The organism is Rhodopseudomonas sp. NSM (assembly GCF_052445935.1).
In the GTDB taxonomy this organism is placed as follows: domain Bacteria; phylum Pseudomonadota; class Alphaproteobacteria; order Rhizobiales; family Xanthobacteraceae; genus Rhodopseudomonas.
In genome coordinates this window covers 282,203-307,849 of record NZ_JBQTCH010000001.1, presented here as the reverse complement: position 1 = coordinate 307,849, position 25,647 = coordinate 282,203, and the positions used below count along the sequence as shown (strand labels likewise).

At 66.3% G+C, this 25,647-nt stretch carries 19 protein-coding genes; 6 read left to right on the top strand and 13 right to left on the bottom strand.

Annotated elements, in window-relative coordinates:
- Positions 1-93 precede the first annotated feature (93 nt).
- The 7 genes from ACTZWT_RS01385 to ACTZWT_RS01355 form a co-directional block, all read right to left on the bottom strand.
- Positions 94-1,326 carry an ABC transporter substrate-binding protein gene (locus tag ACTZWT_RS01385; protein WP_444767930.1) on the bottom strand — a complete coding sequence of 411 codons (1,233 nt, stop codon included), beginning with the start codon at positions 1,324-1,326 and terminating at the stop codon, positions 94-96.
- 157 nt (positions 1,327-1,483) lie between these two features.
- Positions 1,484-2,725 (bottom strand): ABC transporter substrate-binding protein, encoded by a 1,242-nt coding sequence (locus tag ACTZWT_RS01380; RefSeq protein WP_444767929.1) that lies wholly within the window; start codon positions 2,723-2,725, stop codon positions 1,484-1,486.
- A 225-nt stretch (positions 2,726-2,950) separates the two neighbouring features.
- Positions 2,951-3,961 (bottom strand): branched-chain amino acid ABC transporter permease, encoded by a 1,011-nt coding sequence (locus ACTZWT_RS01375; protein WP_444767928.1) that lies wholly within the window; start codon positions 3,959-3,961, stop codon positions 2,951-2,953.
- A 2-nt stretch (positions 3,962-3,963) separates the two neighbouring features.
- Positions 3,964-4,842 (bottom strand): branched-chain amino acid ABC transporter permease, encoded by an 879-nt coding sequence (locus tag ACTZWT_RS01370; RefSeq protein ID WP_444767927.1) that lies wholly within the window; start codon positions 4,840-4,842, stop codon positions 3,964-3,966.
- An 11-nt stretch (positions 4,843-4,853) separates the two neighbouring features.
- Positions 4,854-5,567 (bottom strand): ABC transporter ATP-binding protein, encoded by a 714-nt coding sequence (locus ACTZWT_RS01365; protein WP_444767926.1) that lies wholly within the window; start codon positions 5,565-5,567, stop codon positions 4,854-4,856.
- Positions 5,564-6,361, bottom strand: coding sequence for an ABC transporter ATP-binding protein (locus ACTZWT_RS01360; protein ID WP_444767925.1), 798 nt, complete (start codon positions 6,359-6,361; stop codon positions 5,564-5,566). Before ACTZWT_RS01360 ends, ACTZWT_RS01365 begins: the two co-directional genes overlap by 4 nt.
- Before the next feature lie 63 nt (positions 6,362-6,424).
- Positions 6,425-7,303 (bottom strand): IclR family transcriptional regulator, encoded by an 879-nt coding sequence (locus ACTZWT_RS01355; protein ID WP_444767924.1) that lies wholly within the window; start codon positions 7,301-7,303, stop codon positions 6,425-6,427.
- Positions 7,304-7,442: 139 nt separating this feature from the next.
- Between ACTZWT_RS01355 and ACTZWT_RS01350 the strand changes: the two genes are divergently transcribed.
- The 6 genes from ACTZWT_RS01350 to ACTZWT_RS01325 all read left to right on the top strand — a co-directional run bounded on the left by ACTZWT_RS01350 (position 7,443) and on the right by ACTZWT_RS01325 (position 16,466).
- Positions 7,443-9,542 (top strand): 3-hydroxyacyl-CoA dehydrogenase NAD-binding domain-containing protein, encoded by a 2,100-nt coding sequence (locus ACTZWT_RS01350; RefSeq protein WP_444767923.1) that lies wholly within the window; start codon positions 7,443-7,445, stop codon positions 9,540-9,542.
- 208 nt (positions 9,543-9,750) lie between these two features.
- Complete coding sequence (pimA, locus tag ACTZWT_RS01345; RefSeq protein WP_444767922.1) at positions 9,751-11,436, top strand: dicarboxylate--CoA ligase PimA; 1,686 nt, start codon at positions 9,751-9,753, stop codon at positions 11,434-11,436.
- Positions 11,433-12,620 carry an acetyl-CoA C-acyltransferase gene (locus tag ACTZWT_RS01340; protein ID WP_444767921.1) on the top strand — a complete coding sequence of 396 codons (1,188 nt, stop codon included), beginning with the start codon at positions 11,433-11,435 and terminating at the stop codon, positions 12,618-12,620. The genes pimA and ACTZWT_RS01340 overlap by 4 nt, the downstream gene beginning before the upstream one ends.
- A 221-nt stretch (positions 12,621-12,841) precedes the next feature.
- Positions 12,842-14,032 carry a pimeloyl-CoA dehydrogenase large subunit gene (pimC, locus tag ACTZWT_RS01335; protein WP_444767920.1) on the top strand — a complete coding sequence of 397 codons (1,191 nt, stop codon included), beginning with the start codon at positions 12,842-12,844 and terminating at the stop codon, positions 14,030-14,032.
- Between the two features lie 195 nt (positions 14,033-14,227).
- Positions 14,228-15,370: a pimeloyl-CoA dehydrogenase small subunit gene (pimD, locus tag ACTZWT_RS01330; protein ID WP_444767919.1), complete on the top strand. Its 1,143-nt coding sequence runs from the start codon at positions 14,228-14,230 to the stop codon at positions 15,368-15,370.
- Between the two features lie 322 nt (positions 15,371-15,692).
- Positions 15,693-16,466 carry an SDR family NAD(P)-dependent oxidoreductase gene (locus tag ACTZWT_RS01325; protein ID WP_444767918.1) on the top strand — a complete coding sequence of 258 codons (774 nt, stop codon included), beginning with the start codon at positions 15,693-15,695 and terminating at the stop codon, positions 16,464-16,466.
- Positions 16,467-16,679: 213 nt separating this feature from the next.
- Here the strand turns inward: ACTZWT_RS01325 and ACTZWT_RS01320 are convergent, their stop codons facing one another.
- The 6 genes from ACTZWT_RS01320 to ACTZWT_RS01295 form a co-directional block, all read right to left on the bottom strand.
- Complete coding sequence (locus ACTZWT_RS01320; RefSeq protein ID WP_444767917.1) at positions 16,680-19,373, bottom strand: molybdopterin-dependent oxidoreductase; 2,694 nt, start codon at positions 19,371-19,373, stop codon at positions 16,680-16,682.
- A complete protein-coding gene (locus ACTZWT_RS01315; RefSeq protein ID WP_444767916.1) occupies positions 19,373-20,995 on the bottom strand; it encodes a sulfite reductase subunit alpha in 1,623 nt (540 codons plus the stop codon). Before ACTZWT_RS01315 ends, ACTZWT_RS01320 begins: the two co-directional genes overlap by 1 nt.
- Positions 20,992-22,767, bottom strand: coding sequence for a NirA family protein (locus ACTZWT_RS01310; protein ID WP_444767915.1), 1,776 nt, complete (start codon positions 22,765-22,767; stop codon positions 20,992-20,994). The genes ACTZWT_RS01315 and ACTZWT_RS01310 overlap by 4 nt, the downstream gene beginning before the upstream one ends.
- Before the next feature lie 7 nt (positions 22,768-22,774).
- A complete protein-coding gene (locus tag ACTZWT_RS01305) occupies positions 22,775-24,007 on the bottom strand; it encodes an NAD(P)/FAD-dependent oxidoreductase (RefSeq protein WP_444767914.1) in 1,233 nt (410 codons plus the stop codon).
- A 184-nt stretch (positions 24,008-24,191) separates the two neighbouring features.
- Positions 24,192-24,611: a globin family protein gene (locus tag ACTZWT_RS01300; RefSeq protein WP_444767913.1), complete on the bottom strand. Its 420-nt coding sequence runs from the start codon at positions 24,609-24,611 to the stop codon at positions 24,192-24,194.
- A 234-nt stretch (positions 24,612-24,845) separates the two neighbouring features.
- Positions 24,846-25,640 carry an ABC transporter ATP-binding protein gene (locus tag ACTZWT_RS01295; RefSeq protein WP_444767912.1) on the bottom strand — a complete coding sequence of 265 codons (795 nt, stop codon included), beginning with the start codon at positions 25,638-25,640 and terminating at the stop codon, positions 24,846-24,848.
- Between the last annotated feature and the right edge of the window lie 7 nt (positions 25,641-25,647).

Below are 25,647 nucleotides of genomic sequence, written 5' to 3'. Positions count from 1 at the left end.
CCCGGCGCGAACCGGCAAACAAAAACCCCGGCAACTGTGTTGCCGGGGTGATCGTTCGGGCTGGAGGCCGGAGCTGCGTCCGGACGCCGATCCTTACTGCGTGATATCACCGGAGATGATCTCGCCGAACAGCTGCCACCTGTCGCCCTTGAAGCGCATCATCTGGAGCTGGCTGATCGGCGCGAAGTCGGTCGACGAGGTGTTGATCTTGACGCCGGGCAGCAGGGTGTCCGGCTCGAAATCCTTCAGGCTCGCGGCCTGCTTGATCAGGTTGGCGCGGGTCAGGTCGTCGCCGCACATCTCCAGCACCTTGTGCAAGGTCTGGGCGGCGCCGTAGCCGTAGACCATGTTGCTGTCGCTCTTGTTGGAGCCGGGCATGTATTTCTCGACGAAGGCGTGCCACTTCTTGAACTTCGGATCGTTGTCCCACTGCTGGTCCGTCGGATCCTTCGCGTAATTCGCCGACAGCACGCCCTGAGCGTTCTCGAAGCCGGCGGGCTGCATCACGCTGCCGACCGAAGCCGAGACGTTGGTGAGAATCACCAGCGGCTTCCAGTTCAGCTCGGCGATCTTCTTGATGGTCTGCGCGGCGAATTTCGGCGTGGTGTAGACGAGAACCACATCGGGATTGGCCGATTTCAGCTTGACGACGTTGCTGTCGATGGTCGGTGCCGAGATTTCGTAGGTCTCTTCGGCGATGATCATCGAGGCGGCCTTGGCGCCGAGGCCGTCCTTGGTGCCCTTGAGATAGTCTTTGCCGAAATCGTCGTTCTGATAAAGGATGCCGATCTTGGCGTCCGGCTTCTCCTTCAACAGGTACTTCGCGTAGATCTGCGCTTCGCTCTGGTAGGACGGCTGCCAGCCGATCGTCCAGGGGAAGTTCTTCGGGTCGTTCCACTTGGTGGCGCCGGTGGCGACGAACAGTTGCGGCACTTTCTTGGCGTTGAGATACTTCTGGATCGCCGTATTCGACGGCGTTCCGAGCGGGTTGAACACCGCCAGCACTTCGTCGCTCTCGACCAGCTTGCGCACCTGTTCGACCGCTTTCGGCGGCGAATAGGCGTCGTCGTAGCTGATGAAATTGATCTTGCGGCCGTTGATGCCGCCGTTGTCGTTCACCATCCGGAAATAGGCTTCTTCGGTCTTGCCGATCGTGCCGTAGGCCGACGCCGGGCCCGAATAGGGCATGATGTTGCCGATCTTGATCTCGGTATCGGAGGCGCCGGTGTCGTACTTCTTTTGAGCGAAGGCAGCGCCGTTGAACGCTGCGAGGCTGACCGCGACGGCTGCTGAAAAGACGAGCGCGCGCGAAGGCATAGTTGGCATTGCAGAAGGCTCCTTGGTCGTGGGTTTTTTCTTGTTCGAACTTCGTTGAGTTCGAAACGAATTGAACACGGTTCTCGCGCGTGCAGCAATAGTCGGCAGCGGCGACATCGTCGCCGGCCCCGTTGCGGATATCCCGTGTCGCGGATTATGCGGCGGATCAGTTGCGCAGATCGCCGTCGATCACCGGTCCGAACAGTCGCCAGTGGTCGCCTTCGAAGCGCATCATTCGAAGCTGTTCGATGGGATGAAAGTCGTTTGGAGCGGTCCTGATCGTGATGCCCGGCAGCAGCGTGTCGGGCGCGTAGCCGTCGAGATTGGCGGCTTCGCGCATCACATTGGCGCGCGTCAGGGTGTCGCCGGCGCGGCGCAGGACTTCGACGAGGCACTGCGCCGCACCATAGGCGTACACCACCGAATTGTCGCTGCGATTGACGTCCGGCGCGTAGGCGTCGAGGAAGGCGTGGAACCGCTTCATGCCCGGATCGCCGATCCATTGCGGATCGGCGGCGTCCTTGTTGTAGGCCGCGGAGACCAGTCCCTGCGCGTTGTCGAGTCCGGCCGGCCGCAACACCGCGCCGATCGAGGCCGACACCAGCGCCTGCAGATAGAGCGGACGCCACGCCATCTCGGCGGCCCTGCGAATACTCTGCGCGGCGAATTTCGGGGTGGTGATGCTGACGAATACGTCGGCGCCCGAGGCTTTCAGCCGGGCGATGTGATTGTCGGCCGAGGGCTCGGCGACTTCGTAGCTCTCCTCGGCGACGATCTGCGAAGCGCGGTCGCCGAGGCCGTCCTTCAGGCCCTTCAGCAGGTCGCGTCCCAGATCGTCGTTCTGATACAGCACCGCGATCCGCGGTTCGGGCTTGTTGGCGAGGATGTATTTGGCATAGACGCGGCCCTCGACCTGGTAGGGCGGCTGCCAGCCCATCGTCCAGGGAAAGCCGTTCGGGTCACCGAACCGCGTCGCGCCGCTCGCGGCGAAGAGTTGCGGGACGCCCCGGCCGTTGAGATATTTCTGGATCGCGGCGTTCGAGGGCGTGCCCATCGCGCTGAACATCAGCAGCACCTCGTCGCCCTCGACCAGCCTGCGCGTCTGCTCGACCGCCTTGGCCGGGCTGTAGGCGTCGTCATAGGAAATGAACTCGAGTTTGCGGCCATTGACGCCGCCCTGATCGTTGATCATCCGGAAATAGGCCTGCTCGATCCGGCCGACGATGGCATAGGCCGAGGCCGGGCCCGAATACGGCATCAGATTGCCGATCCGGATCGCGGTGTCGCTGGCGCCGGGATCGTAGCTCTTCTGGGCCAGTGCGGAGGATGCGGCGGCGAGGGAAGCGAGGGCTGAAACAACGGCGAGCATCGCGGTGAACGGCGCGCGCCGGAAAACATCGGAAGGCATGGTCGGGACTCGCATCAGGCCGCGTCTCGCGGCGGAATCCGGTCTGCATACGCCGGATCGCGCGGCGCGACCCATCCTCCGATCGTGGGGCAGCCCCGCGTCACCGGCGGGTGCCGGCATCGAGGAGATGCGTGCGCGCGACGGCTGAAGCGGCCCGCAAGAAAATGGCCCCCTGCGAGAGTTTCGCAGGGGGCCGAGGCCGTCGCGTCCGTCAAGCGAGACGGATCATTTTCTGAGTTTGTGGACCCAACCCTGTACCGTGTAGGCGACCTGTCGCGAACCGTGCGGCAGGACGAAGATGATCAGGATCAGGATCAGGCCGAACACCGCGCCGGACAGGCCCTTGGAGAAGTGTTCGGCGATGTTCGGCACGAACACGATGAAGGCCGCGCCGACGATCGAGCCAGGCAGCCAGCCGACACCGCCGACCACCATGCCGAGGAACAGCGCGATGGCGAGCTGGATGGTGTAGCTGTCCGGCGCCACGAACTGCACCGCGATGGCGCCGAGACCGCCGGCGACGCCGGTGATGCCGGCCGAGACGCCGAACGCCAGCGTCTTGTACCGCGCCACGTCCACGCCCATCGCCGAAGCCGCGATCTCGTTGTCGCGGATCGCCATCATGGCGCGGCCCGAGCGCGACTTCAGCAGGTTCACCGAAGCCACGTAGATCACCATCGAGACGGCAAGCACGAAGTAGTACAGCCACATGTCCTGCGACAGCGGCAGGCCGAACGGCGCGTCGGGCTTGGTGATCACCAGGCCCTGCACGCCGCCGGTCCACGCTTCGAAATAGTGCAGCTTCAGCAGTTGCGGCATCGCGGTGGCGAGCGCGAAGGTCGCGAGCGCCAGATAGATGCCGGACAGCCGCAATGCCGGCAGGCCGAACAAATAGCCCGCGATGAAGCACAGCCCGCCGGCGACCGGCAGCGTCAAAGCGTAGTTGACGCCGCCGACCTCCATCAGGATCGCCGAGGTGTAGGCGCCGAGCGCGTAGAACGCGCTCTGGCCGAGCGAGAACTGGCCGCTGCCGCCGGTGAGGATGTTCAGCGCCAGAACGGCGATGGCATAGATCAGAACCATCGTCATCTGGAAGATGACGAAGTTCTTGGCGATCAGCGGTGCAGCGCACAGCAAGATCACCACCACGATCGAGGCGTAATTACCCAGCGCCATGTACTTCTTCGGCGTGGCCTCGATCGGCTGAGTGTCGACGATTTCCTGCAGAGCGCTCATGATCAGACTCGCTTGACGATGGCACGGCCGAACAGGCCGGTGGGTTTGACGACCAGGACGGTGACGATCAGCGCCAGCGCGATCGGCAGTTTCAGTTCATTGCCGACGCCCGGGATATAGGTTCCGGCGAGGTTCTCGAAGATCCCGACCAGGAATCCGCCGATCACCGCGCCGAGCGGGCTTGACAGCCCGCCGAGAACCGCCGCGGCGAAGCCGTAGATCAGCACGCCGCCCATCATGTTGGGTTCGAGGAACACCACCGGGGCGATCAGCATGCCGGCGATCGAACCGATCGCCGCCGCCATGCCCCAGCCCAGCGCCACCATCCACGAGGTGTTGACGCCGACGAGCCGGGCGGACTCGGGTTGAGCCGCCGCCGCCCGCATCGCCAGGCCGATCCGGGTGAACTGGAAGAAGAAGTAGAGCAGCAGCAGCAGCACCAGCGTCACGCCGATCATGCCGGCCTGGTGCGTCGAGATCAGCTGGCTGCCGAGGAAGGGCGACGAGCCGAACGGCGACGGGAACTGCTTGATGGTGAAGTCCCAGGTCAGGCCCGCGACCGAGTTGACGATCGCGAACAGCGCGATGAAGCCCGCGACGTGGGTCAGCACCGGCGCGTTGCCGAGCGGCTTGAACAACGCCCGCTCGATGACGATGCCGCCCGCGAAGGACAGCGCCAGCGTCAGTACGAAGGCGCCCCAATACGGCACGCCCCACTGCAGCAATTGCCAGGCGATGAAGGTCGAGAACATCGCCATTTCGCCCTGGGCGAAGTTGAGGTGGTCGATCGCCTGATAGATCATCACCACGGCCAGCGCCATACACGCGTAGATGGCACCCGTGGCGATACCTGCCAGGACCTGATTCAGCAGAAGTTCCATGGCCGGTCTCCTCAGTATCCGAGATACGATTTGCGGACGTCTTCGTTGTTGGCGATGTCGTCCGCCTTGCCCGACATCACGATGCGTCCCGTCTCGATCACATAGGCCTTGTCGGCGAGCTCGAGCGCGAGCTGCGCGTTCTGCTCGACCACCAGGATGGTGACCTTGTCCTCGCGATTGATCTTGCCGAGGATCTTGAACAGATCGCGCACCACCAGGGGGGCGAGACCGAACGACGGCTCGTCGAGCAGCATCAGTCGCGGCCGCAGCATCAGCGCGCGGGCGACCGCGAGCATCTGCTGTTCGCCGCCGCTCAATGTGCCGGCCTGCTGGGTGTGACGCTGCTTCAGCACCGGGAAGTGCGCGTACATCCGCTCGATGTCGCCGGGGATCGCCTTGCGGTCCTTGCGGCTGATCGCACCGAGCTCGAGGTTTTCGTGCACGGTGAGGGTGGTGAAGGTGCCGCGGCCCTGCGGCACATGGGCGATGCCGAGCCGGACGATCGATTCGGTCGAGCGGCTGGACAGCTTGTTGCCTTCGAACTCGACCGAGCCGGTCGAGCGGACCATGTTGCAGATCGCGCGCAGCGTCGTGGTCTTGCCGGCGCCGTTGGCGCCGAGCAGGGTGGTGAGGCTGCCTTCCTGGAGTTCGAATTCGAGCCCGTGCAGCGCCTGGACCTGGCCGTAATAGGCGCGCAGGTCGCGAACGTTGAGCATCGCCGTCATTGGTCCTTGCTCCCCAGATAGGCCTTGATCACATCCGGGTCGTTCTGCACCTGCGCGGGCGTGCCCTCTGCGAGCTTGCGGCCGAAATTCAGCGCGACGACATGGTCGGCGATCGACATCACCAGACCCATATGATGTTCGACCAACAGCACGGTGATGCCGCGGTCGTCGCGGATCTTCCGGATCAGGTCGCCGAGGATGTAGACCTCCTCGTGATTGAGACCGCCGGCCGGTTCGTCGAGCAGCAGGATCTTCGGCTCGGCGGCCAGCGCGCGCGCCAGCTCGACGCGCTTCTGGGTGCCGAACGGCAGGCCCGACACCACGGTGTGCGCGACGCTGCCCAATTCGAGATAGTCGAGGATGTCGTGGACGCGCTTGTTCATCGCCTTTTCACCGTTGCGGATCCAGGGCAGGCGCAGCGAGTCCGAAACGATGTCGCTGTTGGTGCGCGAATGCGTGCCGACACGGACGTTGTCGAGCACCGTCAGATTCGGAAACAGCGCGACGTTCTGGAACGTGCGGCCGATGCCGACCTCGGCGATGCGGTGCGGCGGACGGGTGAGAATGCTGTCGCCTTCGAGCAGGATGTCACCCTTGCTCGGCTGATACAGCCGCGACAGGCAGTTGAACAGCGTGGTCTTGCCCGCGCCGTTCGGACCGATCAGTCCGAGGATCTGGCCCTTCAACATGTCGAATGAAATGCCGTTCAAGGCGACGATGCCGCCGAACACGACGCTGACGTCGCGCACCGCGAGCAGCGGTGACGCGGTTTGTCCCGAATGTGCCTTCATCATTTGCTGCGGCCCTGAACCGGGCTGCTAAGCATGATCATCGGCGACGCTTCGCGACGACGGATGCTACCTGATCCCCTCGACGACACGCGCAACTTTCCCTCCTGACTTAGTTTTCTTGTTGTCGGATTTGTCTGGTCTTCTTGATTGCGGCGCCGCTGTCCCGCCGAGCGCCGCTTCGATTTTCCTTACCATCGCCACGAGACGAGGTCCAATGTCGTTGAGCAGACGATCTTCCGTGAAGCGGAATGCAGGCGCGCCGCAGTTGAATGCGTACGGACCCGTCCCGTCGTTCAACGTCAGCGCGACGCCGGCGGCGTGCACGTCGTCCTGCCATTCGCCGGCCGAAATAGCAAAGCCGTGTTTGGCGACCATCTCCTCGGAGCGCTCGATTCCTTCCTTGATGCGCGGCCAGCGGCTGCCGTAGTGCTCGCGCATGTCGCGCAGCAGGGACATGCGTTCATCGCCTTGCAGTGCACACAAGTAAGCGCGCCCCATCGCCGTGGTCGCGATCGGAATACGAGAGCCGACGTCGAGTTGCACGCCTACGGTGAGACTGGAGCGGGCCTGGCCGACATAGATCATGCTGATCCGGTCGCGCGCGCCGACCGCGACCGCTCCGCCGGTCTGCTGCATCAATTCGTCGCGGAACGGCTGCGACAGATGGCGGACGCCGAGATTGGCCAGCGCCGCATAACCCAGCGACATCGCCGCCGGCGCGAGCTGATACTTCTCGAATCGCGGCACCTGGGTGAGATAGCCGAGCTTGGTCAGCGTGTAGGTCAGCCGCGAAATCGTCGGCTTCGGCAATTTGGTGCGCGCCGCGATTTCCTGATTGCCGAGCAGGCCGTCATTGGGGCCGAATGCGCGCAGAACTTCGAGGCCGCGCGACAGCGCGACGACGAAACTGCGATCGGTCGCGGCTTTTTTAGGCGGACGTTTCATTCCCGGCACGTTTGATTGATTATGGTCGTCGTTGACAAGCGACGCTCTTCAAAATAACCCTCGCTGTCAAGATGTGAAACTAAATTTCGCACTGCGAAATAGATTGATCAATCAAGAAACGTAGCCCGAGGAGAATGCAATGAGCGAAGTCGTCACGCGCGAGCGGCATGATGTGATTGCGATCGTCACCGTCGACAGTCCGCCGGTCAATGCGCTCAGTGCGGCTGTTCGCCGCGGCATTCTGGAAAACGTCAACGCGGCGATCGCCGATCCGGACGTGCAGGCGATCGTGCTGACCTGTGCGGGGCGCACCTTCATCGCCGGCGCCGACATCACCGAATTCGGCAAGCCGCCGCAGCCGCCGGCGCTCAACGACGTCATCGCCGCGCTGGAGAATTCGCCGAAGCCGACCATCGCGGCGATTCACGGCACCGCGCTCGGCGGCGGCCTCGAAGTCGCGCTCGGCTGTCATTTTCGCGTCGCGGTGAAGGAGGCCAAGCTCGGCCTGCCCGAAGTCAAGCTCGGTCTGCTGCCGGGCGCCGGCGGCACCCAGCGGCTGCCGCGCGCGGTCGGCCCGGAGCTCGCGGTGCAGATGATCGTCGGCGGCAATCCGATCGGCGCCGCTGAAGCGCTGAAGCACGGCCTGATCGAGGAGATCGTCGAAGACCGCGTCGCAGGCGGCGAAGCCTTCGCGCGGAAGGTGCTGGCCGAGAAGCGTCCGGCGCGCCGGCTGCGCGACGATGACTCCAAGCTGGCCGCGGCAAAGGCCGATCGTTCGATCTTCACCAATGCGGTCGCGGCGATGACCAAGAAGGCGAGGGGCCTCGAAGCGCCGTTCGCCTGCGCCGACGCGATCGGCGCCGCGATCGACCTGCCGTTCGAGGAAGGGTTGAAGAAGGAGCGCGAGGGCTTCCTCAAGCTCGTCGTCAGCGACCAGTCGAAGGCGCAGCGCTACGCCTTCTTCGCCGAGCGCGAGGCCGCCAAGGTCGACGGCGTGCCGGACGGCACCAAGCCGCGCCCGGTGTCGCGCGTCGCGATCATCGGCGCCGGCACCATGGGTGGCGGCATCGCGATGTCGTTCGCCAATGCGGGAATTCCGGTGACGCTGATCGAGACCGGCAAGGAGCAGCTCGATCGCGGCATGGGCATCATGCAGAAGAACTACGAAGCCACCGCGGCGCGCGGCGGCATCCCGGCGGACGCGCCGGCCAAGCGCATGGGCCTGATCACCGGCATGGTCGGCCTCGAAAACGTCAAGGACGCCGACCTGATCATCGAGGCGGTGTTCGAGACCATGGCGGTGAAGAAGGAGGTCTTCACCGCACTCGATGCCTATGCCAAGCCCGGTGCGGTGCTGGCGTCGAACACCTCCTATCTCAACGTCGACGAGATCGCGGCGACCACCAGGCGGCCGCAGGACGTGCTCGGCATGCACTTCTTCTCGCCCGCGAATGTGATGAAGCTGTGCGAGATCGTGCGCGGCGCCAAAACCGCGCCGGACGCGCTGCTCACAGCGGTGTCGATCGCCAAGAAGATCGCCAAGGTGCCGGTCGTCGTCGGCGTCTGTGACGGCTTCGTCGGCAACCGCATGCTCGCGGCCCGCTCCAAGCAATCCGAGAAGCTGCTGTTCGAAGGCGCGCTGCCGCAGCAGGTCGACGCCGTCGTCACCAAATTCGGCATGCCGATGGGCCCGTTCGCGATGGGCGATCTCGCCGGCCTGGACATCGGCTGGCGGTCCCGCAAGGACCGCGGCATCAAGTCGGAAATCGCCGACGCGCTGTGCGAAGCGGGACGTTTCGGCCAGAAGACCGGCAAGGGCTACTACAAATACGAAGCCGGTTCGCGCTCGCCGCTGCCGGATCCCGAGGTCGAGACGCTGATCAACGACACGCTGACCAAGCTCGGCCTCAAGCGCCGCGAGGTCAGCGATGAGGAGATCCTCGAGCGCATGATGTATCCGATGATCAACGAGGGCGCGCGCATCCTCGAGGAGCACATCGCGGCGCGGCCGAGCGACATCGACGTGGTCTGGCTGTACGGCTACGGCTGGCCGATCTATCGCGGCGGCCCGATGCACTACGCCGACGGCGTCGGCCTCAAGCACATCGCCGAGCGGCTCAGCTACTACGCCAAGGCCACCAACGATCCGTCGCTGGAGCCGGCGCCGCTGCTGAAGAAGCTCGCCGACGAAGGCAAGACCTTCGCCTCGCTGGCGCAGCCCAACAAGGCGGCGGCGTGAGCCACCGGCTCCAGCCTCTCCACGAGTCATTCCGGGATGCGCCGAAAGGCGCAGACCCGGAATCCATAACCCCTGAGCTCTCTATTGGGCACCGCGCTGCAGCGTTCTTTGTGAGGCGCAAAGCCAGGGGCTATGGATTCCGGGTTCGTGCTGCGCACGCCCCGGAATGACGAGCTGTTAGTTCTGCTTTCATTACGATTGTGAACCCATGACCCATCCCGGTGAGCAGTACTACCCGCCCGGCGTTCGCTGGGATGCGGAGATCGCGAAGGGCACGTTGCCCGATCTCCTGGCGAAGGCGGCGGCGGACTACGCGGACCGGCCGGCGCTGGAGTTTCGCGATCGGCAGATGACCTATGCCGGGCTGCTGGAACGAGCCGACATCGCGGCGGCGGCGCTGCTTCGCGCCGGCTACGGCCCCGGCGCTTCGGTCGCGCTGTTTCTCGGCAACACGCCGGATCATCCGATCAATTTCTTCGGCGCGCTGAAATCCGGCGCGCGCGTGGTGCATCTGTCGCCGCTCGACGGCGAGCGCGCGCTGTCGCACAAGCTCTCTGATTCCGGCGCGCGCGTGCTGATCACCACCGATTCCGCAGCCTTGCTGCCGATGGCGGAGAAATTTCTCGCCAAGGGTCTGCTCGATCGCCTGATCGTCTGCGCCGACTCAGATTGGGGCGCATCGGCCACGCCGCTCGCGCCCTTGCCCGACGATCCGCGCGTGATCCGCTATGCCGACTTCATCGCGGACGCCGTGAAGCCGGCGAGCTGGCCGCAGATCTCGCCCGACGACATCGCGCTGCTGCAATACACCGGCGGCACCACCGGCCTGCCCAAGGGCGCGATGCTGACTCACGCCAATCTCACCTCGGCGGTGTCGATCTACGACGTCTGGGGCCTGGTGCGCGCGGGCGAGGGCGGCGCGCATCGCGTGATCTGCGTGCTGCCGCTGTTTCACATCTACGCGCTCACCGTGATCCTGCTGCGCTGCCTGAAGCAGGGCGACCTGATCTCGCTGCATCAGCGCTTCGACGTCGCCGCTGTGTTCCGCGACATCGAGGAGAAGCGCGCCACCGTGTTTCCCGGCGTGCCGACGATGTGGATCGCGCTCGCCAACGATCCATCGCTGGAGAGCCGCGATCTGTCGTCGCTGACGATGGCCGGCTCCGGCGGCGCGCCGCTGCCGGTCGAGGTCGCGCGGCTGTTCGAGCGCAAGACCAATCTCAAACTCAAGAGCGGCTGGGGCATGACCGAGACCTGCTCGCCCGGCACCGGCCATCCGCCGGACGGGCCGGACAAGCCCGGTTCGATCGGGTTGATGCTGCCGGGGATCGAACTCGACGTGGTGGCGCTGGACGATCCGAAGAAGGTTCTGCCGCCCGGCGAAGTCGGCGAGATCCGCGTCCGCGGCCCGAACGTCACCGCGGGCTACTGGAACCGGCCCGACGAATCCGCGCAATCCTTCGTCGGCGACCGTTTTCTCACCGGCGATATCGGCTATATGGACGGTGACGGCTATTTCTTCCTGGTCGACCGCAAGAAGGACATGATCATTTCGGGCGGCTTCAACGTCTATCCGCAGATGATCGAACAGGCGATCTATGAACATCCCGCGGTGCAGGAAGTGATCGTGATCGGCATCCCCGACGATTATCGCGGCGAGGCGGCGAAGGCGTTCGTCAAGCTGCGCGACGGCGCGAAGCCGTTCAGCGTCGAGGAACTACGCGATTTCCTCAAAGGCAAGCTCGGCAAGCACGAACTGCCGGCCGCGGTCGAATTCGTCGAGGAACTGCCGCGCACGCCGGTCGGCAAACTCTCGCGCCACGAATTGCGCAATCAGCTACCCAAATCCACCAACCACAGCCAACAGCAAACCGCACAGGGAGTCCGCCCATGACCGACGCCGTAATCGTTTCCACCGCGCGCACGCCGATCGGCAAGGCGTATCGCGGCGCCCTCAACGCCACCGAGGGCGCGACCTTGCTCGGCCACGCCATCGAGCACGCGGTCAAGCGCGCCGGGATCGACCCGAAGGAAGTCGAGGACGTGGTGATGGGTGCGGCGCTGCAGCAGGGCGCCACCGGCGGCAACATCGCCCGCAAGGCGCTGCTGCGCGCCGGCCTGCCGGTGACCACCGCCGGCACCACGATCGACCGGCAATGCGCCTCCGGCCTGCAGGCGATCGCGCTCGCGGCCCGCTCGGTGCTGTTCGACGGCGTCGAGATCGCGGTCGGCGGCGGCGGTGAGTCGATCAGTCTGGTGCAGAACGACAAGATGAACGGCTTCCACGCCGTCGATCCGGCGCTGCAGGCGATCAAGGGCGACGTCTACATGGCGATGCTCGACACCGCCGAAACGGTGGCCAAGCGCTACGGCATCTCGCGCGAGCGCCAGGACGAGTATTCGCTGGAGAGCCAGCGCCGCACTGCGGCCGCCCAGCAGGGTGGCAAGTTTGCCGACGAGATCGCGCCGATCGCGACCAGGATGGGCGTCGTCGACAAGGCCACCGGCGAGGTGTCGTTCAAGGACATCACGCTGTCGCAGGACGAGGGCCCGCGGCCCGAGACCTCGGCCGAAGGCCTCGCCGGCCTGAAGGCGGTGCGCGGCGAGGGCTTCACCATCACCGCCGGCAACGCCAGCCAGCTGTCCGACGGCGCCTCCGCCACGGTGATCATGAGCGACAAGACCGCGGCGGCGAAGGGCCTGAAGCCGCTCGGCATCTTCCGCGGCATGGTCTCGCACGGCTGCGAGCCGGACGAGATGGGCATCGGCCCGGTGTTCGCGGTGCCGCGGCTGTTGAAGCGCCACGGCCTGACCGTCGACGACATCGGCGTCTGGGAGCTGAACGAAGCCTTCGCCGTGCAGGTGCTGTACTGCCGCGACAAGCTCGGCATCGATCCGGACAAGCTCAACGTCAATGGCGGCGCGATCTCGGTCGGCCATCCCTACGGCATGTCGGGCGCCCGCCTGACCGGCCACGCGCTGATCGAAGGCCGCCGCCGCAAGGCGAAGTACGCGGTCGTCACCATGTGCGTCGGCGGCGGCATGGGCTCGGCCGGCCTGTTCGAGATCGTGCACTGAGGAAGTAACAACGGGCACCGACCTGAACCTCTCCCCGCGCGCGGGGAGAGGTCGGATTGCGCAGCAATCCGGGTGAGGGGGCGTCTCCGCGAGGCCGAGAGTTCTTGCTCGCGTCGCCCCTCACCTCAACCCTCTCCCCGCGAAGAGCGGGGCGAGGGAGCGCGCTGCCGGTGCCGCGACGACTGAGCTACAACTGATCTGATTGACCCCAGGAGGATCCGATGGATCTGAATTTCAGCAAGGAAGAAATCGCGTTTCGCGACGAGGTGCGGCAGTTCTTCAAGGACAACGTGCCGGCGAAGACGCGGCAGAAGCTGGTCGAGGGCCGGCATCCGTCGAAGGACGCCATGGTGGAGTGGTATCGCATCCTCCACAAGAAGGGCTGGGGCGTCACGCACTGGCCGAAGGAATATGGCGGCACCGGCTGGAGCAGCGTGCAGCACTACATCTTCAACGAGGAGCTGCAGGCCGCGCCCGCGCCGCAGCCGCTCGCCTTCGGCGTGTCGATGGTCGGCCCGGTGATCTACACCTTCGGCAGCGAGGAGCAGAAGAAGCGCTTCCTGCCGCGCATCGCCAGCGTCGAGGATTGGTGGTGCCAGGGCTTCTCCGAGCCCGGCTCCGGCTCCGATCTCGCCTCGCTCAAGACCAAGGCCGAGAAGCGCGGCGACAAGTGGATCATCAACGGCCAGAAGACCTGGACCACGCTGGCGCAATACGCCGACTGGATCTTCTGCCTGTGCCGCACCGATCCCGCGGCCAAGAAGCAGTCGGGCATCTCCTTCATCCTGGTCGACATGAAGACCAAGGGCATCACGGTGCGCCCGATCCAGACCATCGACGGCGGCAAGGAAGTCAACGAAGTGTTCTTCGACGACGTCGAGGTGCCGCTCGAGAATCTGGTCGGTGAGGAGAACAAGGGCTGGGACTACGCCAAGTTCCTGCTCGGCAACGAGCGCACCGGCATCGCCCGCGTCGGCATGTCGAAGGAGCGCATCCGCCGCATCAAGGAACTGGCCGCTTCGGTCGAATCCGGCGGCAAGCCGGTGATCGAGGACCCGAAGTTCCGCGACAAGCTGGCCGCGGTCGAGATCGAGCTGAAGGCGCTCGAACTGACGCAGCTGCGCGTCGTCGCCGATGAAGGCAAGCACGGCAAGGGCAAGCCGAACCCGGCCTCCTCGGTGCTGAAGATCAAGGGCTCCGAGATCCAGCAGGCCACCACCGAGCTATTGATGGAAGTGATCGGCCCGTTCGCCGCGCCCTACGACGTGCACGGCGACGACGACACCAACGAAACCATGGACTGGACCGCGCAGATCGCGCCGAGCTACTTCAACAACCGCAAGGTGTCGATCTACGGCGGCTCGAACGAGATCCAGCGCAACATCATCACCAAGGCGGTGCTCGGGCTGTAGGGCGCGTCACGAAGCGCTTCCTTTCACCTCTCCCCGCGCGCGGGGAGAGGTCGCTCGGCGAAGCCGGGCGGGTGAGGGGGCGCTTCGATGCAGCCGAGCCATCGAGACTCGCGGAGACGCCCCCTCACCCCGACCCTCTCCCCGCAAGCGGGGAGAGGGAGCAGGTCACCGAATTTCTGAAGGAAAGACATCACCATGGATTTCGATTTGTCGGAGGAGCAGCGCCTCCTCAAGGAAAGCGTCGAGGGTCTGTTGAAGTCCTCGTACGATTTCGACAGCCGCAAGAAATATGCCAAGGAAAAGGACGGCTGGAGCCGCGACATCTGGGGCAAGTTCGCCGAGCAGGGGCTGCTCGGCCTGCCGTTCTCGGAGGAAGACGGCGGCTTCGGCGCCGGCGCGGTCGAGACCATGATCGTGATGGAAGCGCTCGGCCATTCGCTGGTGCTCGAGCCGTATCTGCCGACCGTGATCATCGCCGGCGGCTTCCTGCGCCGCGCCGGCTCGGCCGCGCAGAAGGCCGCGCATCTGCCCGGCATCATCGACGGCAGCAAGACCTTCGCCTTCGCCCAGCTCGAGAAGAATTCGCGCTGGGATCTCGGCGACGTCTCGACCACCGCCAAAAAGAAAGGCGACGGCTGGATCCTCGACGGCGAGAAATTCGTGGTGCCGAACGGCGAGGCCGCCGACACGCTGGTGGTCACCGCCCGCACCGCCGGCGGCCAGCGTGATCGCAATGGCGTCGGCGTGTTCCTGGTGCCGGCCGACGCCAAGGGCGTGTCGCGCAAGGGATACCCGACCCAGGACGGCCAGCGCGCCGCCGACATCACCTTCACCGGCGTCGAAATCGGCGCGGATGCGGCGATCGGCGATCCGGCGAACGGCCTGCCGCTGATCGAGCAGGTGGTCGACGACGCCCGTTCGGCGCTGTGCGCCGAGGCGGTCGGCGCGATGGATGAATCGCTCACCACCACGGTCGAGTACATCAAGACTCGCAAGCAGTTCGGCGTGCCGATCGGCAGCTTCCAGGTGCTGCAGCATCGCGCCGCCGACATGTTCGTCGCCGCCGAACAGGCCCGATCGATGGCGATGTTCGCCACCATGGCGGCGGATTTCGACGACGCGAAAGAGCGCGCCAACGCCATCGCCGCCGCCAAGGTGCAGATCGGCAAGTCGGCCAAATTCGTCGGCCAGCAGTCGATCCAGCTCCACGGCGGCATCGGCATGACGATGGAAGCCAGGATCGGCCACTACTTCAAGCGGCTCACGATGATCGAGCAGACCTTCGGCGACACCGATCACCACCTCGCCCGCGTCAGCGAAGCCGGCGGGCTGATCTGAACGACACGCGCACGGCGTAACCTCTCCCCGCGCGCGGGGAGAGGTCGTCCGGCGGAGCCGGGCGGGTGAGGGGGCGTTTCCGCAAGGTCGAGCCTCAATGCTGGCGTCGCCCCTCACCCCACCCCTCTCCCCGCAAGAGCGGGGCGAGGGAGCAGGCCGGCGCAAGTTGGTCTGCCACAACCAACATGTTTGTCATTCCGGGGCGCGCGTAGCGCGAACCCGGAATCTCTCCTCGCAGTAACCTCTGGATTCCGGGTCTGCGCGCCGGTGGCGCGCATCCCGGAATGACGGCGAGAAACACACAAGCAAAAAGGGAGCAGTCATGACCGCCAACCCGTTCGATCTCACCGGCAAGGTCGCGGTGATCACCGGCTCGTCGCGCGGCATCGGGCGGGCGTCGGCGGAGCTGCTGGCGAAGCTCGGCGCCAAGGTGGTGGTGTCGAGCCGCAAGGCCGACGCCTGTGAAGAGGTGGCGGAGGCGATCCGCAAGGACGGCGGTGACGCCCATGTCATCGCCTGCAACATCTCGCGCAAGGCCGAGGTCGAGGCGCTGATCGACGGCGCCAACGCCAAATACGGCAAGATCGACATCCTGGTCTGCAACGCCGCGGTCAATCCTTACTACGGCCCGCTGCTCGACATCGCCGACGAGGCGTTCGACAAGATCATGGCCAGTAACGTCAAGAGCAACATCTGGCTGTGCGCCCGCGCAATCCCGCAGATGGCGGAGCGCGGCGGCGGCTCGGTGGTGATCGTGTCATCGATCGGCGGTCTGCGCGGCTCCACCGTGATCGGCGCCTACGGCATCTCGAAAGCGGCCGACTTCGCGCTGTGCCGCAGCCTCGCCGGCGAATGGGGCGAGAAGGGCGTGCGGGTCAATTGCATCGCGCCCGGCCTGGTCAAGACCGACTTCGCCCGCGCGCTGTGGGAAGACGAAGCCAATCTCAAGCGCCGCACCGCCTCGACCCCGCTGCGCCGGATCGGCGAACCGCACGAAATCGCCGGCGCCGTCGCCTATCTGGGCTCCGACGCCTCGACCTTCATGACCGGCCAGACCATCGTCATCGACGGCGGCGTGACGACGGCGTCGGTGTAGTCCGCTTTCGCGATACGCAACGCACGAGAAGGTCGAGGCGGTCGCCCCATGCGCACCTCTCCCCGCGCGCGGGGAGAGGTCGGATTGCGCAGCAATCCGGGTGAGGGGGCGCCTCCGCGCAGCCGAGCCTCCGTGTGCGCGTCGCCCCTCACCCCACCCCTCTCCCCGCGAAGAGCGGGGCGAGGGAGCAGGCCGGCGCAAGTTGTTAGTTCATCACACTGTCTCGCTGACCTTCGCCCCCGCCACGATCTTGCGGATCTCCGGCAGGCACGAGCCGCAATTGGTGCCGGCGCGGAGAGATTTGCCGATCGCGTCGACGCTGATGGCGGCGCCGCTTTCGATCGCGTCGCGGATGGTGGTGAGGCCGACGCCGAAACAGGCGCAGACGATCGGGCCGGAATCGGGGAGGCCGTCGGTCGAGCGGCCAGACAGCACCGCGCGGCGCTCGCGATCCTCCAGCGTCTCGGCCTCGAACACCGCCTTCACGGCGTCCCATTGCGGCGCGGCTTCGGCCGGCCCGACGAACAGGCAGCCGACCAGCCTTCCATCTTGAAACGCCGCCGCGCGAAAACTCTGCCGCGGCTCGTCGAGATATTCGGCGAGCTCGACGCCGTCGCCGAACAGCGCCCTGGCGTGGCCGCGCCAGGCGGACGCCGACTCGTCGCTCGCGATCAGCAGACCCGCGCCGTTGCGGACGGCGATCCGCGCCCACCAGCTGCCCTCCGGCAGCGTCAGCGACTGCCGCGACAGCGCGAAGCCGCGCAGCGCGTAGTCGACCGGCGCGATCGCCGCCGGCGTCGCCTTGGCTTCCGGCTGACCCGAGAAAGGATCGGTGACCGGCGCCACCAGCGCGCCGACGCGCGCCGTCGCCGCGGTCTCGCCGCTCCAATGGATCGGCGCGAACAGTGAGCTCTTGCGCTGGCCGGCGCTGATGATGACTTTCAGCACGCATGTGCCGTCCGTCGTCGTGATACGCGCGAAGCCGCCATCGTCGAGGCCCGCCGCCGCCGCGTCGATCGGATGCACCTCGACGAACGGCTCCGGCAGATGCGCGCCGAGCCGCGGGCTGAGGCCGCTGCGCGTCATGGTGTGCCATTGATCACGAATGCGGCCGGTGTTCAGCACCAGCGGGAACGCCGGCGAGGGCGCCTGGTGCAGCGCGGGCATCGCCGGCGCGATCAGCCGCGCCTTGCGGTCCGGCGTGTAGTAGCCGCCGGCCGCGAAGAAGCGCGAGTCGGCGAGCGGCTCTCCGGCGCGGGCCGGCCATTGCACCGGGTCGAGCGCGTTGAAGGCGTCGTCGCTCAGCGAAGCCAGCGCGCCGATGTCGAAGTCGCGGCTGCCGTCGTTCTCGAATGCCGACAGGGCGGCGTGTTCGCGGAAGATGTCGGCGGTGGACTGATAGGTGAACGCGTCGGCGAAGCCGAGGCGTTGCGCCACTTGCGCCACGATCCACCAGTCCGGCTTCGCCTCGCCGGGCAGCGGCAGGAACGCGCGCTGGCGTGAGATCCGCCGCTCCGAATTGGTGACGGTGCCGTCCTTCTCGCCCCACGCCGCGGCCGGCAGCAGCACGTGCGCGCCGCAGGCCACGGTGTCGTTGCTGATCACGTTTTCCGAAACGACCAGCAGGTCGAGCTTCGACAGCGCTTCCGCGACGGACCCCGCGCGCGGCAGCGACACCGCCGGGTTGGTCGCCATCACCCACAGCGCCTTGATCTCGCCGCGCGCGATCGCCTCGAACATCGCCACCGCCTTCAGCCCTTCGTGCTGCGCCATGTTCGGCGCGCGCCAGAACCGGCCGACGCGGTCGATCGCCTCCGGCGTGAAATGCATATGGGCGGCAAGCTGGTTGGCGAGGCCGCCGGCCTCGCGGCCGCCCATCGCGTTCGGCTGTCCGGTGAGCGAGAACGGCCCCATGCCGGGCCGGCCGATCCGGCCGGTGGCGAGATGGCAGTTGATGATCGCGCCGACCTTGTCGGTGCCCTGCGCCGACTGATTGACGCCTTGGGAATAGCAGGTGACGGCGTTGGGCGTGTCGCGGAACAGCGCGAAGAACCGCGCCACATCGGCTTCGCTGAGGCCGGTCGCCGCGGCAGTCGCGGCCGGCGTCGGAGCGATCTCGCGCGCACGCACCAGCGCGTCCGTCAGTCCGGTCGTGTGCTTGTCGAGATAGTCGAAGTTGAAGGACAACGTGTCGGCGAGATGCACCAGCAGGCCGCTGAACAAAGCAGTGTCCATTCCCGGCGCCACCGCCAGATGCAGATCGTCGTCCTCGACGCTGGCGGTGCGGCGCGGGTCGATCACCACGATTGTCGCGCCGCGATTGCGCTTGTTGGCGATGATGCGCTGATACAGCACCGGATGGCACCACGCCGCGTTGGAACCTACCAGCACGATCAGATCGGCCTGATCGAGATCGGCATAAGTCCCCGGCACGGTGTCGCTGCCGAAGGCGCGGCGATGGCCGGCGACCGAGGAGGCCATACAAAGCCGCGAATTGGTGTCGACATTGGCCGAGCCGACAAAGCCTTTCATCAGCTTGTTGGCGACGTAGTAGTCCTCGGTCAGCAACTGGCCCGAGAGATAGAACGCAACCGAGTCCGGCCCGTGCTTTGCGATGATCTCCGCAAAGCCGTTCGCGACGTTGTCCAGTGCCGTGTCCCACGACACCCGCGCCATCGCGCCGTCCGTCCCGCGCAGCATCGGGTGCAGCAGCCGCGTGCCGAGCGCCAGCGTTTCGCCCAGCGCCGAGCCCTTCGAGCACAGCCGGCCGAAATTCGCCGGATGCTCTGGATCGCCGCTGATCGTCGCGCCGCCCGTTCCATCGGGCTTGGCGAGCAGGCCGCAGCCGACGCCGCAATAGGCGCAGGTGGTGCGCACCGCCGGCGGATGTTGCGTCAGTGCATTCATCAATACACGTCCTGCTGGTAGCGGCCGTGTTTCTTCAGCTCGGAGACGAAGGCGGTGGCCTCCGCGGCGCTGCGGGCGCCGTGCTGCGCGACGATATCGACCAGCGCCAGTTCGACGTCCTTCGCCATCCGCTTGGCGTCACCGCAGACATAGATGGTGGCGCCCTCGGTGAGCCAGCTCCACAGATCGCGGCCGACTTCGCGCATCCGGTCCTGCACGTAGATCTTCTCGCCGGAGTCGCGCGACCACGCCAGCGACAGCCGCGTCAGCAGGCCGGCGCGTTTCATCGCGTTGAGTTCGTCGTCGTAGAAGAAGTCGCAGGCCGAGCGCTGATGGCCGAAGAACAGCCAGTTCTTGCCCGGCGCCTGGGTCGCCTGCCGCTCGTGCAGAAAGGCGCGGAAGGGTGCGACGCCGGTGCCGGGGCCGATCATAATGACAGGTTGATTGGGGTCGGCCGGCAGCGCGAAATTATGCGCCTTCTGCACATAGACGCGCACGCTGTCGCCCGGCGTCACGCGTTCGGCGAGGCCGGTCGAACAGACGCCGAGGCGTTGGCGCTTGCCGATGATGTAGCGCACGCAATCCACCGTCAGCGACAGCCTTCCAGGAAGGGTCTTCGGCGATGACGAGATCGAATACAGCCGCGGCTGCAGCGGATCGAGCGCCTCGACGAAGGCTTCCGGATCGGGGCGGATGCCGGGGAATTTCTCCAGTGCCGCCAGCACGTCGAGCGTCGCGGCGTCGCCGTCGGGGTCCTCGCCATTGGCGAGCGCGCGGGCTTTCTTTCGCTTGTCGCCGCCGGTGATGTAGCTGATGAGCTGGAACAGCATGTCCGGCGCCGGCGACAGCGAGACGCCGTCGATCAGCACCTCGCGCAGCGTGCGGTCGCCAATCGGGAACGTTGCAGGCGCGCCGAGCGCTTTGAGTACGAGATCGACCAGCACAGGATCGTTGGTCGGAAACAGCCCGAAGGAATCGCCGGCCTCGTAACTCAGTCCTTCCTCGAGTTCGAATTCGATGTGCCAGGTCTCCTTCTCGGAGCCGCCCTTGTTCAGCTTGCGGCGCGACAGCACCTTGGCAGTGGCCGGATTGTCGCGCGAAGTGCCGCGTGGCGGCAGCGCCGCGGCGGCGGCGGCAGCGTCGACCGCGAGCGGCGGCGCTTTGTCGAGCGTCGGCGCGCTGCCGATCTGCTCGGCCAGCGTCTTCACCATCCGCGCGGTGTCCTTGCCGCCCGGCGCGCAGAGGTTGAGCCGCTGCTCCTTGCCCTCGAAGATCGCCGCCGAGTAGTTCTTGCAGTCGTAGCCGCATTGGCCGCAATCCTGCTGCGCCATCGCCGCCATCAGCTTCCAGCGCAGCGGCTTGTCGTCGGCGAGTTGCATCCGCTCGGCAATCGGCAGCGTCTGGTCGTGCCACGGCGCGCCGCCGTCATCGTCGTCGGCCCCGGGGGCAGGGCCGCCGCCGAGCAGCGCCGCGGCTTGTTCGCTCGACAGCGCGGTGACGCCGGAACCGTCGAGCGAGACGAGGCCCGCGAAGAAACCATTGAGCCAGGCGCGCTGTTCCTCGGAAAACGGCGCGGTGTCCGGGATCAGCGTAGGGATCGGCGGCGGCATATTCTGGCTCATGCGCCGGGCTCCGAAGTCGTATCTATGGCGAAGATCCGCTGCAACGTCGCAGTGTCGTGGCGGCTGGCGAAGTCGAGGAAGGTCTCGTCCGGCGAGGCGCGCTGCGCGAGATAAGTGCTCAGCATGTGCGCGATCACTTTCGGCGCGTCGTCCTGCTTGACGTCGCGCAATATCTCGGCGCCGATCGCCGCGCCATCGCCGAACGCGCCGCCCACATGGATGTGATAGCCCTCGACGGTGTCCTCGTCCGAGACCGGCACCTTGGCGCCGATCAGGCCGATGTCGCTGATGAAATGCTGCGCGCAGGAATGGTGGCAGCCGGTGAGGTGGATGTTGACCGGGGTGTCGAGCGCCACGCGCGGTTCGCACCAGTCGGCGATCGCCTCTGCGCTCTCCTTGGTATGCGCGGCGGCGAAGCGGCAGCCGGTGGCGCCGGTGCAGGCGATCAGGCCGGCGCGGATAGGGCTGGCACTGATCGCCAGCCCCAGCGCCTCGATCGCAGCGGTCGCGTCGGCGACGCGCGCATCGGCAACGCCGGAGATCAGCAGGTTCTGCCACACGGTGAGGCGGATATCGCCGTCGCCGAAGCCGCGCGCGATCTCGGCGAGGCCGCGCATCTGCGCCGAGGTCAGCTTGCCGAGCGGCAGCCGCACGCCGAGATAGTTCAGCCCCGGCTGCTTCTGCGGATGCACGCCGATATGCGCGCTGCGATCCTGCGCCGGGCGCGGCTGCGCGGCCTCGGCAGCGACACGCACCAGCTTGCGGCCGAGCCTGTCCTCGACCAGCCCGAGAAACTTGTCGAAGCCGAACGCGTCGAGCACGTATTTCAAGCGAGACCTAGCGCGGTCGGTGCGGTCGCCGTGCTCGATGAACACCCGCACGACCGCGTCCGCGACATCGGTCGCCTCGATCGGCGGCACGATCACGCCGGTGTCGCGGGCAAAATCCTTGTGGCCGGTGATGCCGCCGAGGGCGAGCCGGAACCAGACGCCGGGCGCGACGCCGTGACCGTCTGTAATCATCACCGCCTGGAACGCGATGTCGTTGGTGTCCTCCAGCGTCGGGATCAGCCCGCCGCCGTCGAACGCGACGTTGAATTTTCGCGGGAGCCCATACAGGGCTCGTTCGTTCAAGATGTGGAAGTGCCATTCGCGCGCATATGGCCGGGTGTCGATCAGCTCCTGCGGATCGATGCCGGCGGTGGCGCTTCCTGTGACGTTGCGGATGTTGTCGGCGCCGGCGCCGCGCGCCCACAGGCCGAGGCTCTCGATGCCCTCGATCAGCGTCACGGCGTGCTTCGGCTCGATCTCGCGTAGTTGCAAATTGGCGCGGGTGGTGACGTGGGAGTATCCACCGGCGCAAGTATCAGCCAGATCGGCGAGGCCGGCCATCTGCCACGAGCTGAGAATGCCGTTGGGAATCCGCAGCCGGCACATATAGGAGGTCTGCGTCGGGGCGACGTAGAACAGGCCATAGTAGCGCCAGCGGAAATTGTCCGACGGCTTCGGCGGCGTATTCGTCCTGGCCTGTTGCTTCAGCCGCGCATAGGCGTCGAACGGATGCTCCTCGCGCTTCCATTTTTCCTGATCGACCAGCTTCTTGCCCGACACGAGAACGCGATCCTGAGCCGCAATATGAATCGCATCGGGGCCGGATGGCGTCGTGGCGCCGCCGGGCGCGGGCAGGGCGCCGCGGGCCGCGCGCGCGGCGGTGACGCCGGTGGCGAAGCCTTCGAGGTAGCGCTTCTGGTCGATCGTGAATTCGCTTCCCATCAGTCCCTCACGCGGCAACGGAGCGGCCGGCGCGCGCGACGAGTGCGCGGCCGAACATCATGTCGTTGCGGATGGCTTCGATCGATTGGCCGGACCGGATCAGGTCGAGATACCAGAGCCCGTCATTGGTATCGCCGAACAGCACGCAGCCGGTCAGCTTCTCGCCTTTGATCACCAGCTTCTTGTAGCTGCCGAGGCCGGGATCGGTGAACACGATCGCCTCGGTGCTGGGGCTGCCGAGGAAGTCGCCGGCCGAGAACAGATGGACGCCCGATACTTTGAGATTGGTCGCCAGCACGCTGCCGCGATAGGCGCCGTCGCCGCCGGCGAGATGTGACGCCAGCGCCCGGGCCTGCTCATAGGCGGGCTCGACAAGCCCATAGCAGGCGCCGCGATGCTCGGCGCATTCGCCGATCGCGTAGATGCCGTGCTGATTGGTCTGCAGATGATCGTCGACCAGAATGCCGCGGCCGATCTCAAGGCCGGCATCGCGCGCCAGCTCGACATTCGGCCGGATGCCGGCGGCGACAACGACCAGATCGGCGGTGAGTTCGCTGCCGTCCTTCAGGCGCACGGCCTCGACGCGGCCCTGGCCGGTGATCGCCGCGGTGTCGGCTTCGAGCCGCACCGCGATGCCCTTGCTCTCGACTGCGTTCTTCAGCATCGCCGAGGCGGTCGGATCGAGTTGCCGCTCCATCAGCCGGTCCATCAGATGCACCACGGTGACCTGCGCGCCGGCCTTGGCGAGGCCGTAGGCGGCCTCGAGCCCGAGCAATCCGCCGCCGATCACCACGGCGTTGCGGCCGCCTGCGGCGGCGTCCTCGATCGCCGCGACGTCGGCCAGATCGCGGAATGTGAGTACGCCGGGCAGGTCCATGCCGGGCACGTTCAGCCGGATAGGCTTCGAGCCGGTCGCGATCACCAGTTTGGAGAACGGCAGCGTCGCGCCGGTGGCGAGCCGCACCCGGCGGATCGCGGGATCGATCGCCTTCGCCGCAGCGCTTTCGCCGTACAGCAGCGTGACGCCGCGGTCGCGCCACCATTGCGCCGGCCGCAGCTCGATCTCGGCCTTCGACACCTCGCGCGCCAGCACCGACGACAGCAGCACGCGATTATAGGCGAGCCGCGGCTCGTCGCCGACCACCGCGATGGCGTAGCGGCCGAGCGCGGTCTTGGCGAGTTCCTCCACCAGCCGCACCGCCGCCATGCCGTTGCCGATGATAACGAGAGGCTCGCTCATCTTCCTTCTCCCCTTGTGGGAGAAGGTGGCGCGGACACTGTCCGCGCCGGATGAGGGGTGCCACGCGCAAGGCGCCGGCGTCCGCGCAACCCCTCACCCGCCTTCGACGCTGCGCGTCTCAGGCACCCTCTCCCACAAGGGGAGAGGGAAGGGGTGCGTGCCGTATCGCGCGCTGACTTCATCATCATGCCGCCACGCTGTTCGCTTCAGAAATCATGTAGCTCGACAGCGTCGTGTAGGCCTGCGCCCACGCCTCCGCGACCTCCGGCGTCCAGTCCTCGCCCAGCCCCTGTTCGAGCGTCCACAGCAGCGCGGCGCCGACCGAGGCGTAGTGCGCGGGCGCGACGCCGTAGCTGACGTGCAGCTTGGCGAGCCGGCTCGCCGCCGGCAGGATCGCCGGCAGATCGGTCAGCCCGCCGACCACGACCGCGAGCGTGCCCATCAGCTTCTTGCCCTGGGCGCGCATGTCCGCCTTGGCGAACAGCGGCTCGACCTCCGGCGCGATCGTAAACAGCCGGCCATAGAACAGTTCGGCTGCCTGATCGGAGATCGGCGCCACCTTGGAGAAGCTTCGCTGCACGAGGGCGATCTGGTCGGGGGTCATAGTCGATGCTCCTGTTCCAATGTCCTCGTCATTGCGAGGAGCGAAGCGACGAAGCAATCCATCTTCCGTGCAAAACGCTCTGGATTGCTTCGCTTCGCTCGCAATGACGAAACCTCACTCCGTCATTCCGGGATGCGCCCTCTTGGGCGCAGGCCCGGAATCCATACTCCCGGCGGTGATCTATGGATTCCGGGTTCGCGCTGCGCGCGCCCCGGAACGACGCTGTGCATGTGCTCACGCCGCCTCGATGTAGCGGTGGCGCTCGTAGAGGAATTCGAGCACGCGCTGGCGACATTTCAGATAGGTCGCGTTGGTCGCCAGCTCGAGCCGCTTGCGCGGATGCGGCAGCGGCACCTCTAGCACTTCGCCGATCCGCGCCGACGGGCCGTTGGTCATCATCACGATGCGGTCGCTGAGCAGTACCGCCTCGTCGACGTCGTGGGTGATCATCAGGATGGTGTTGTTCAGCTTCTGGTGCAGCGCCATCACCGAGTCCTGCAAGTGAGCACGGGTCAAGGCATCGAGCGCGCCGAACGGCTCGTCGAGCAGCAGCACCTTCGGCTCCATCGCCAGCGCCCGGGCGATTCCGACGCGCTGCTTCATGCCGCCGGAGATCTCCGACGGCCGCTTGTCGGCGGCGTGGCCCATCTGCACCAGGTTGAGGTTGTGCATCGTCCAGTCGTGGCGCTCGGCGCGTGACTTGCTCTTGGCGAACACCTTGTCGACGCCGAGCCGGACGTTCTGGTACACGGTCAGCCACGGCAGCAGGCTGTGGTTCTGGAACACGACGGCGCGGTCCGGCCCCGGCGAATTGACCTCGCGGTCTTCCAGCAGCACGCCACCGGTCGTCGCCCGCGTCAGCCCAGCGACGATGTTGAGCAGGGTCGACTTGCCGCAGCCGGAATGGCCGATGATCGAGACGTACTCGCCGCGTTCGATCGTCAGGTTGATGTCCTTCAGCACCTCGGTGCTGGCGGCGCCGCGGGTGAAGGTCTTGTCGATGTGGTCGAGCTTCAGATAAGCGGACATGCTGTTT

Coding starts and splice junctions, on each gene's coding strand:
- ACTZWT_RS01360 (WP_444767925.1), bottom strand. CDS start 6,361: ATGATGAAGGCACATTCGGGACAAACCGCGTCACCGCTGCTCGCGGTG.
- ACTZWT_RS01300 (WP_444767913.1), bottom strand. CDS start 24,611: ATGACCCCCGACCAGATCGCCCTCGTGCAGCGAAGCTTCTCCAAGGTG.
- ACTZWT_RS01350 (WP_444767923.1), top strand. CDS start 7,443: ATGAGCGAAGTCGTCACGCGCGAGCGGCATGATGTGATTGCGATCGTC.
- ACTZWT_RS01305 (WP_444767914.1), bottom strand. CDS start 24,007: ATGAGCGAGCCTCTCGTTATCATCGGCAACGGCATGGCGGCGGTGCGG.
- ACTZWT_RS01295 (WP_444767912.1), bottom strand. CDS start 25,640: ATGTCCGCTTATCTGAAGCTCGACCACATCGACAAGACCTTCACCCGC.
- pimC (WP_444767920.1), top strand. CDS start 12,842: ATGGATCTGAATTTCAGCAAGGAAGAAATCGCGTTTCGCGACGAGGTG.
- ACTZWT_RS01370 (WP_444767927.1), bottom strand. CDS start 4,842: ATGGAACTTCTGCTGAATCAGGTCCTGGCAGGTATCGCCACGGGTGCC.
- ACTZWT_RS01380 (WP_444767929.1), bottom strand. CDS start 2,725: ATGCCTTCCGATGTTTTCCGGCGCGCGCCGTTCACCGCGATGCTCGCC.
- pimD (WP_444767919.1), top strand. CDS start 14,228: ATGGATTTCGATTTGTCGGAGGAGCAGCGCCTCCTCAAGGAAAGCGTC.
- ACTZWT_RS01375 (WP_444767928.1), bottom strand. CDS start 3,961: ATGAGCGCTCTGCAGGAAATCGTCGACACTCAGCCGATCGAGGCCACG.
- ACTZWT_RS01315 (WP_444767916.1), bottom strand. CDS start 20,995: ATGAGCCAGAATATGCCGCCGCCGATCCCTACGCTGATCCCGGACACC.
- ACTZWT_RS01340 (WP_444767921.1), top strand. CDS start 11,433: ATGACCGACGCCGTAATCGTTTCCACCGCGCGCACGCCGATCGGCAAG.
- pimA (WP_444767922.1), top strand. CDS start 9,751: ATGACCCATCCCGGTGAGCAGTACTACCCGCCCGGCGTTCGCTGGGAT.
- ACTZWT_RS01355 (WP_444767924.1), bottom strand. CDS start 7,303: ATGAAACGTCCGCCTAAAAAAGCCGCGACCGATCGCAGTTTCGTCGTC.
- ACTZWT_RS01325 (WP_444767918.1), top strand. CDS start 15,693: ATGACCGCCAACCCGTTCGATCTCACCGGCAAGGTCGCGGTGATCACC.
- ACTZWT_RS01365 (WP_444767926.1), bottom strand. CDS start 5,567: ATGACGGCGATGCTCAACGTTCGCGACCTGCGCGCCTATTACGGCCAG.
- ACTZWT_RS01310 (WP_444767915.1), bottom strand. CDS start 22,767: ATGGGAAGCGAATTCACGATCGACCAGAAGCGCTACCTCGAAGGCTTC.
- ACTZWT_RS01385 (WP_444767930.1), bottom strand. CDS start 1,326: ATGCCAACTATGCCTTCGCGCGCGCTCGTCTTTTCAGCAGCCGTCGCG.
- ACTZWT_RS01320 (WP_444767917.1), bottom strand. CDS start 19,373: ATGAATGCACTGACGCAACATCCGCCGGCGGTGCGCACCACCTGCGCC.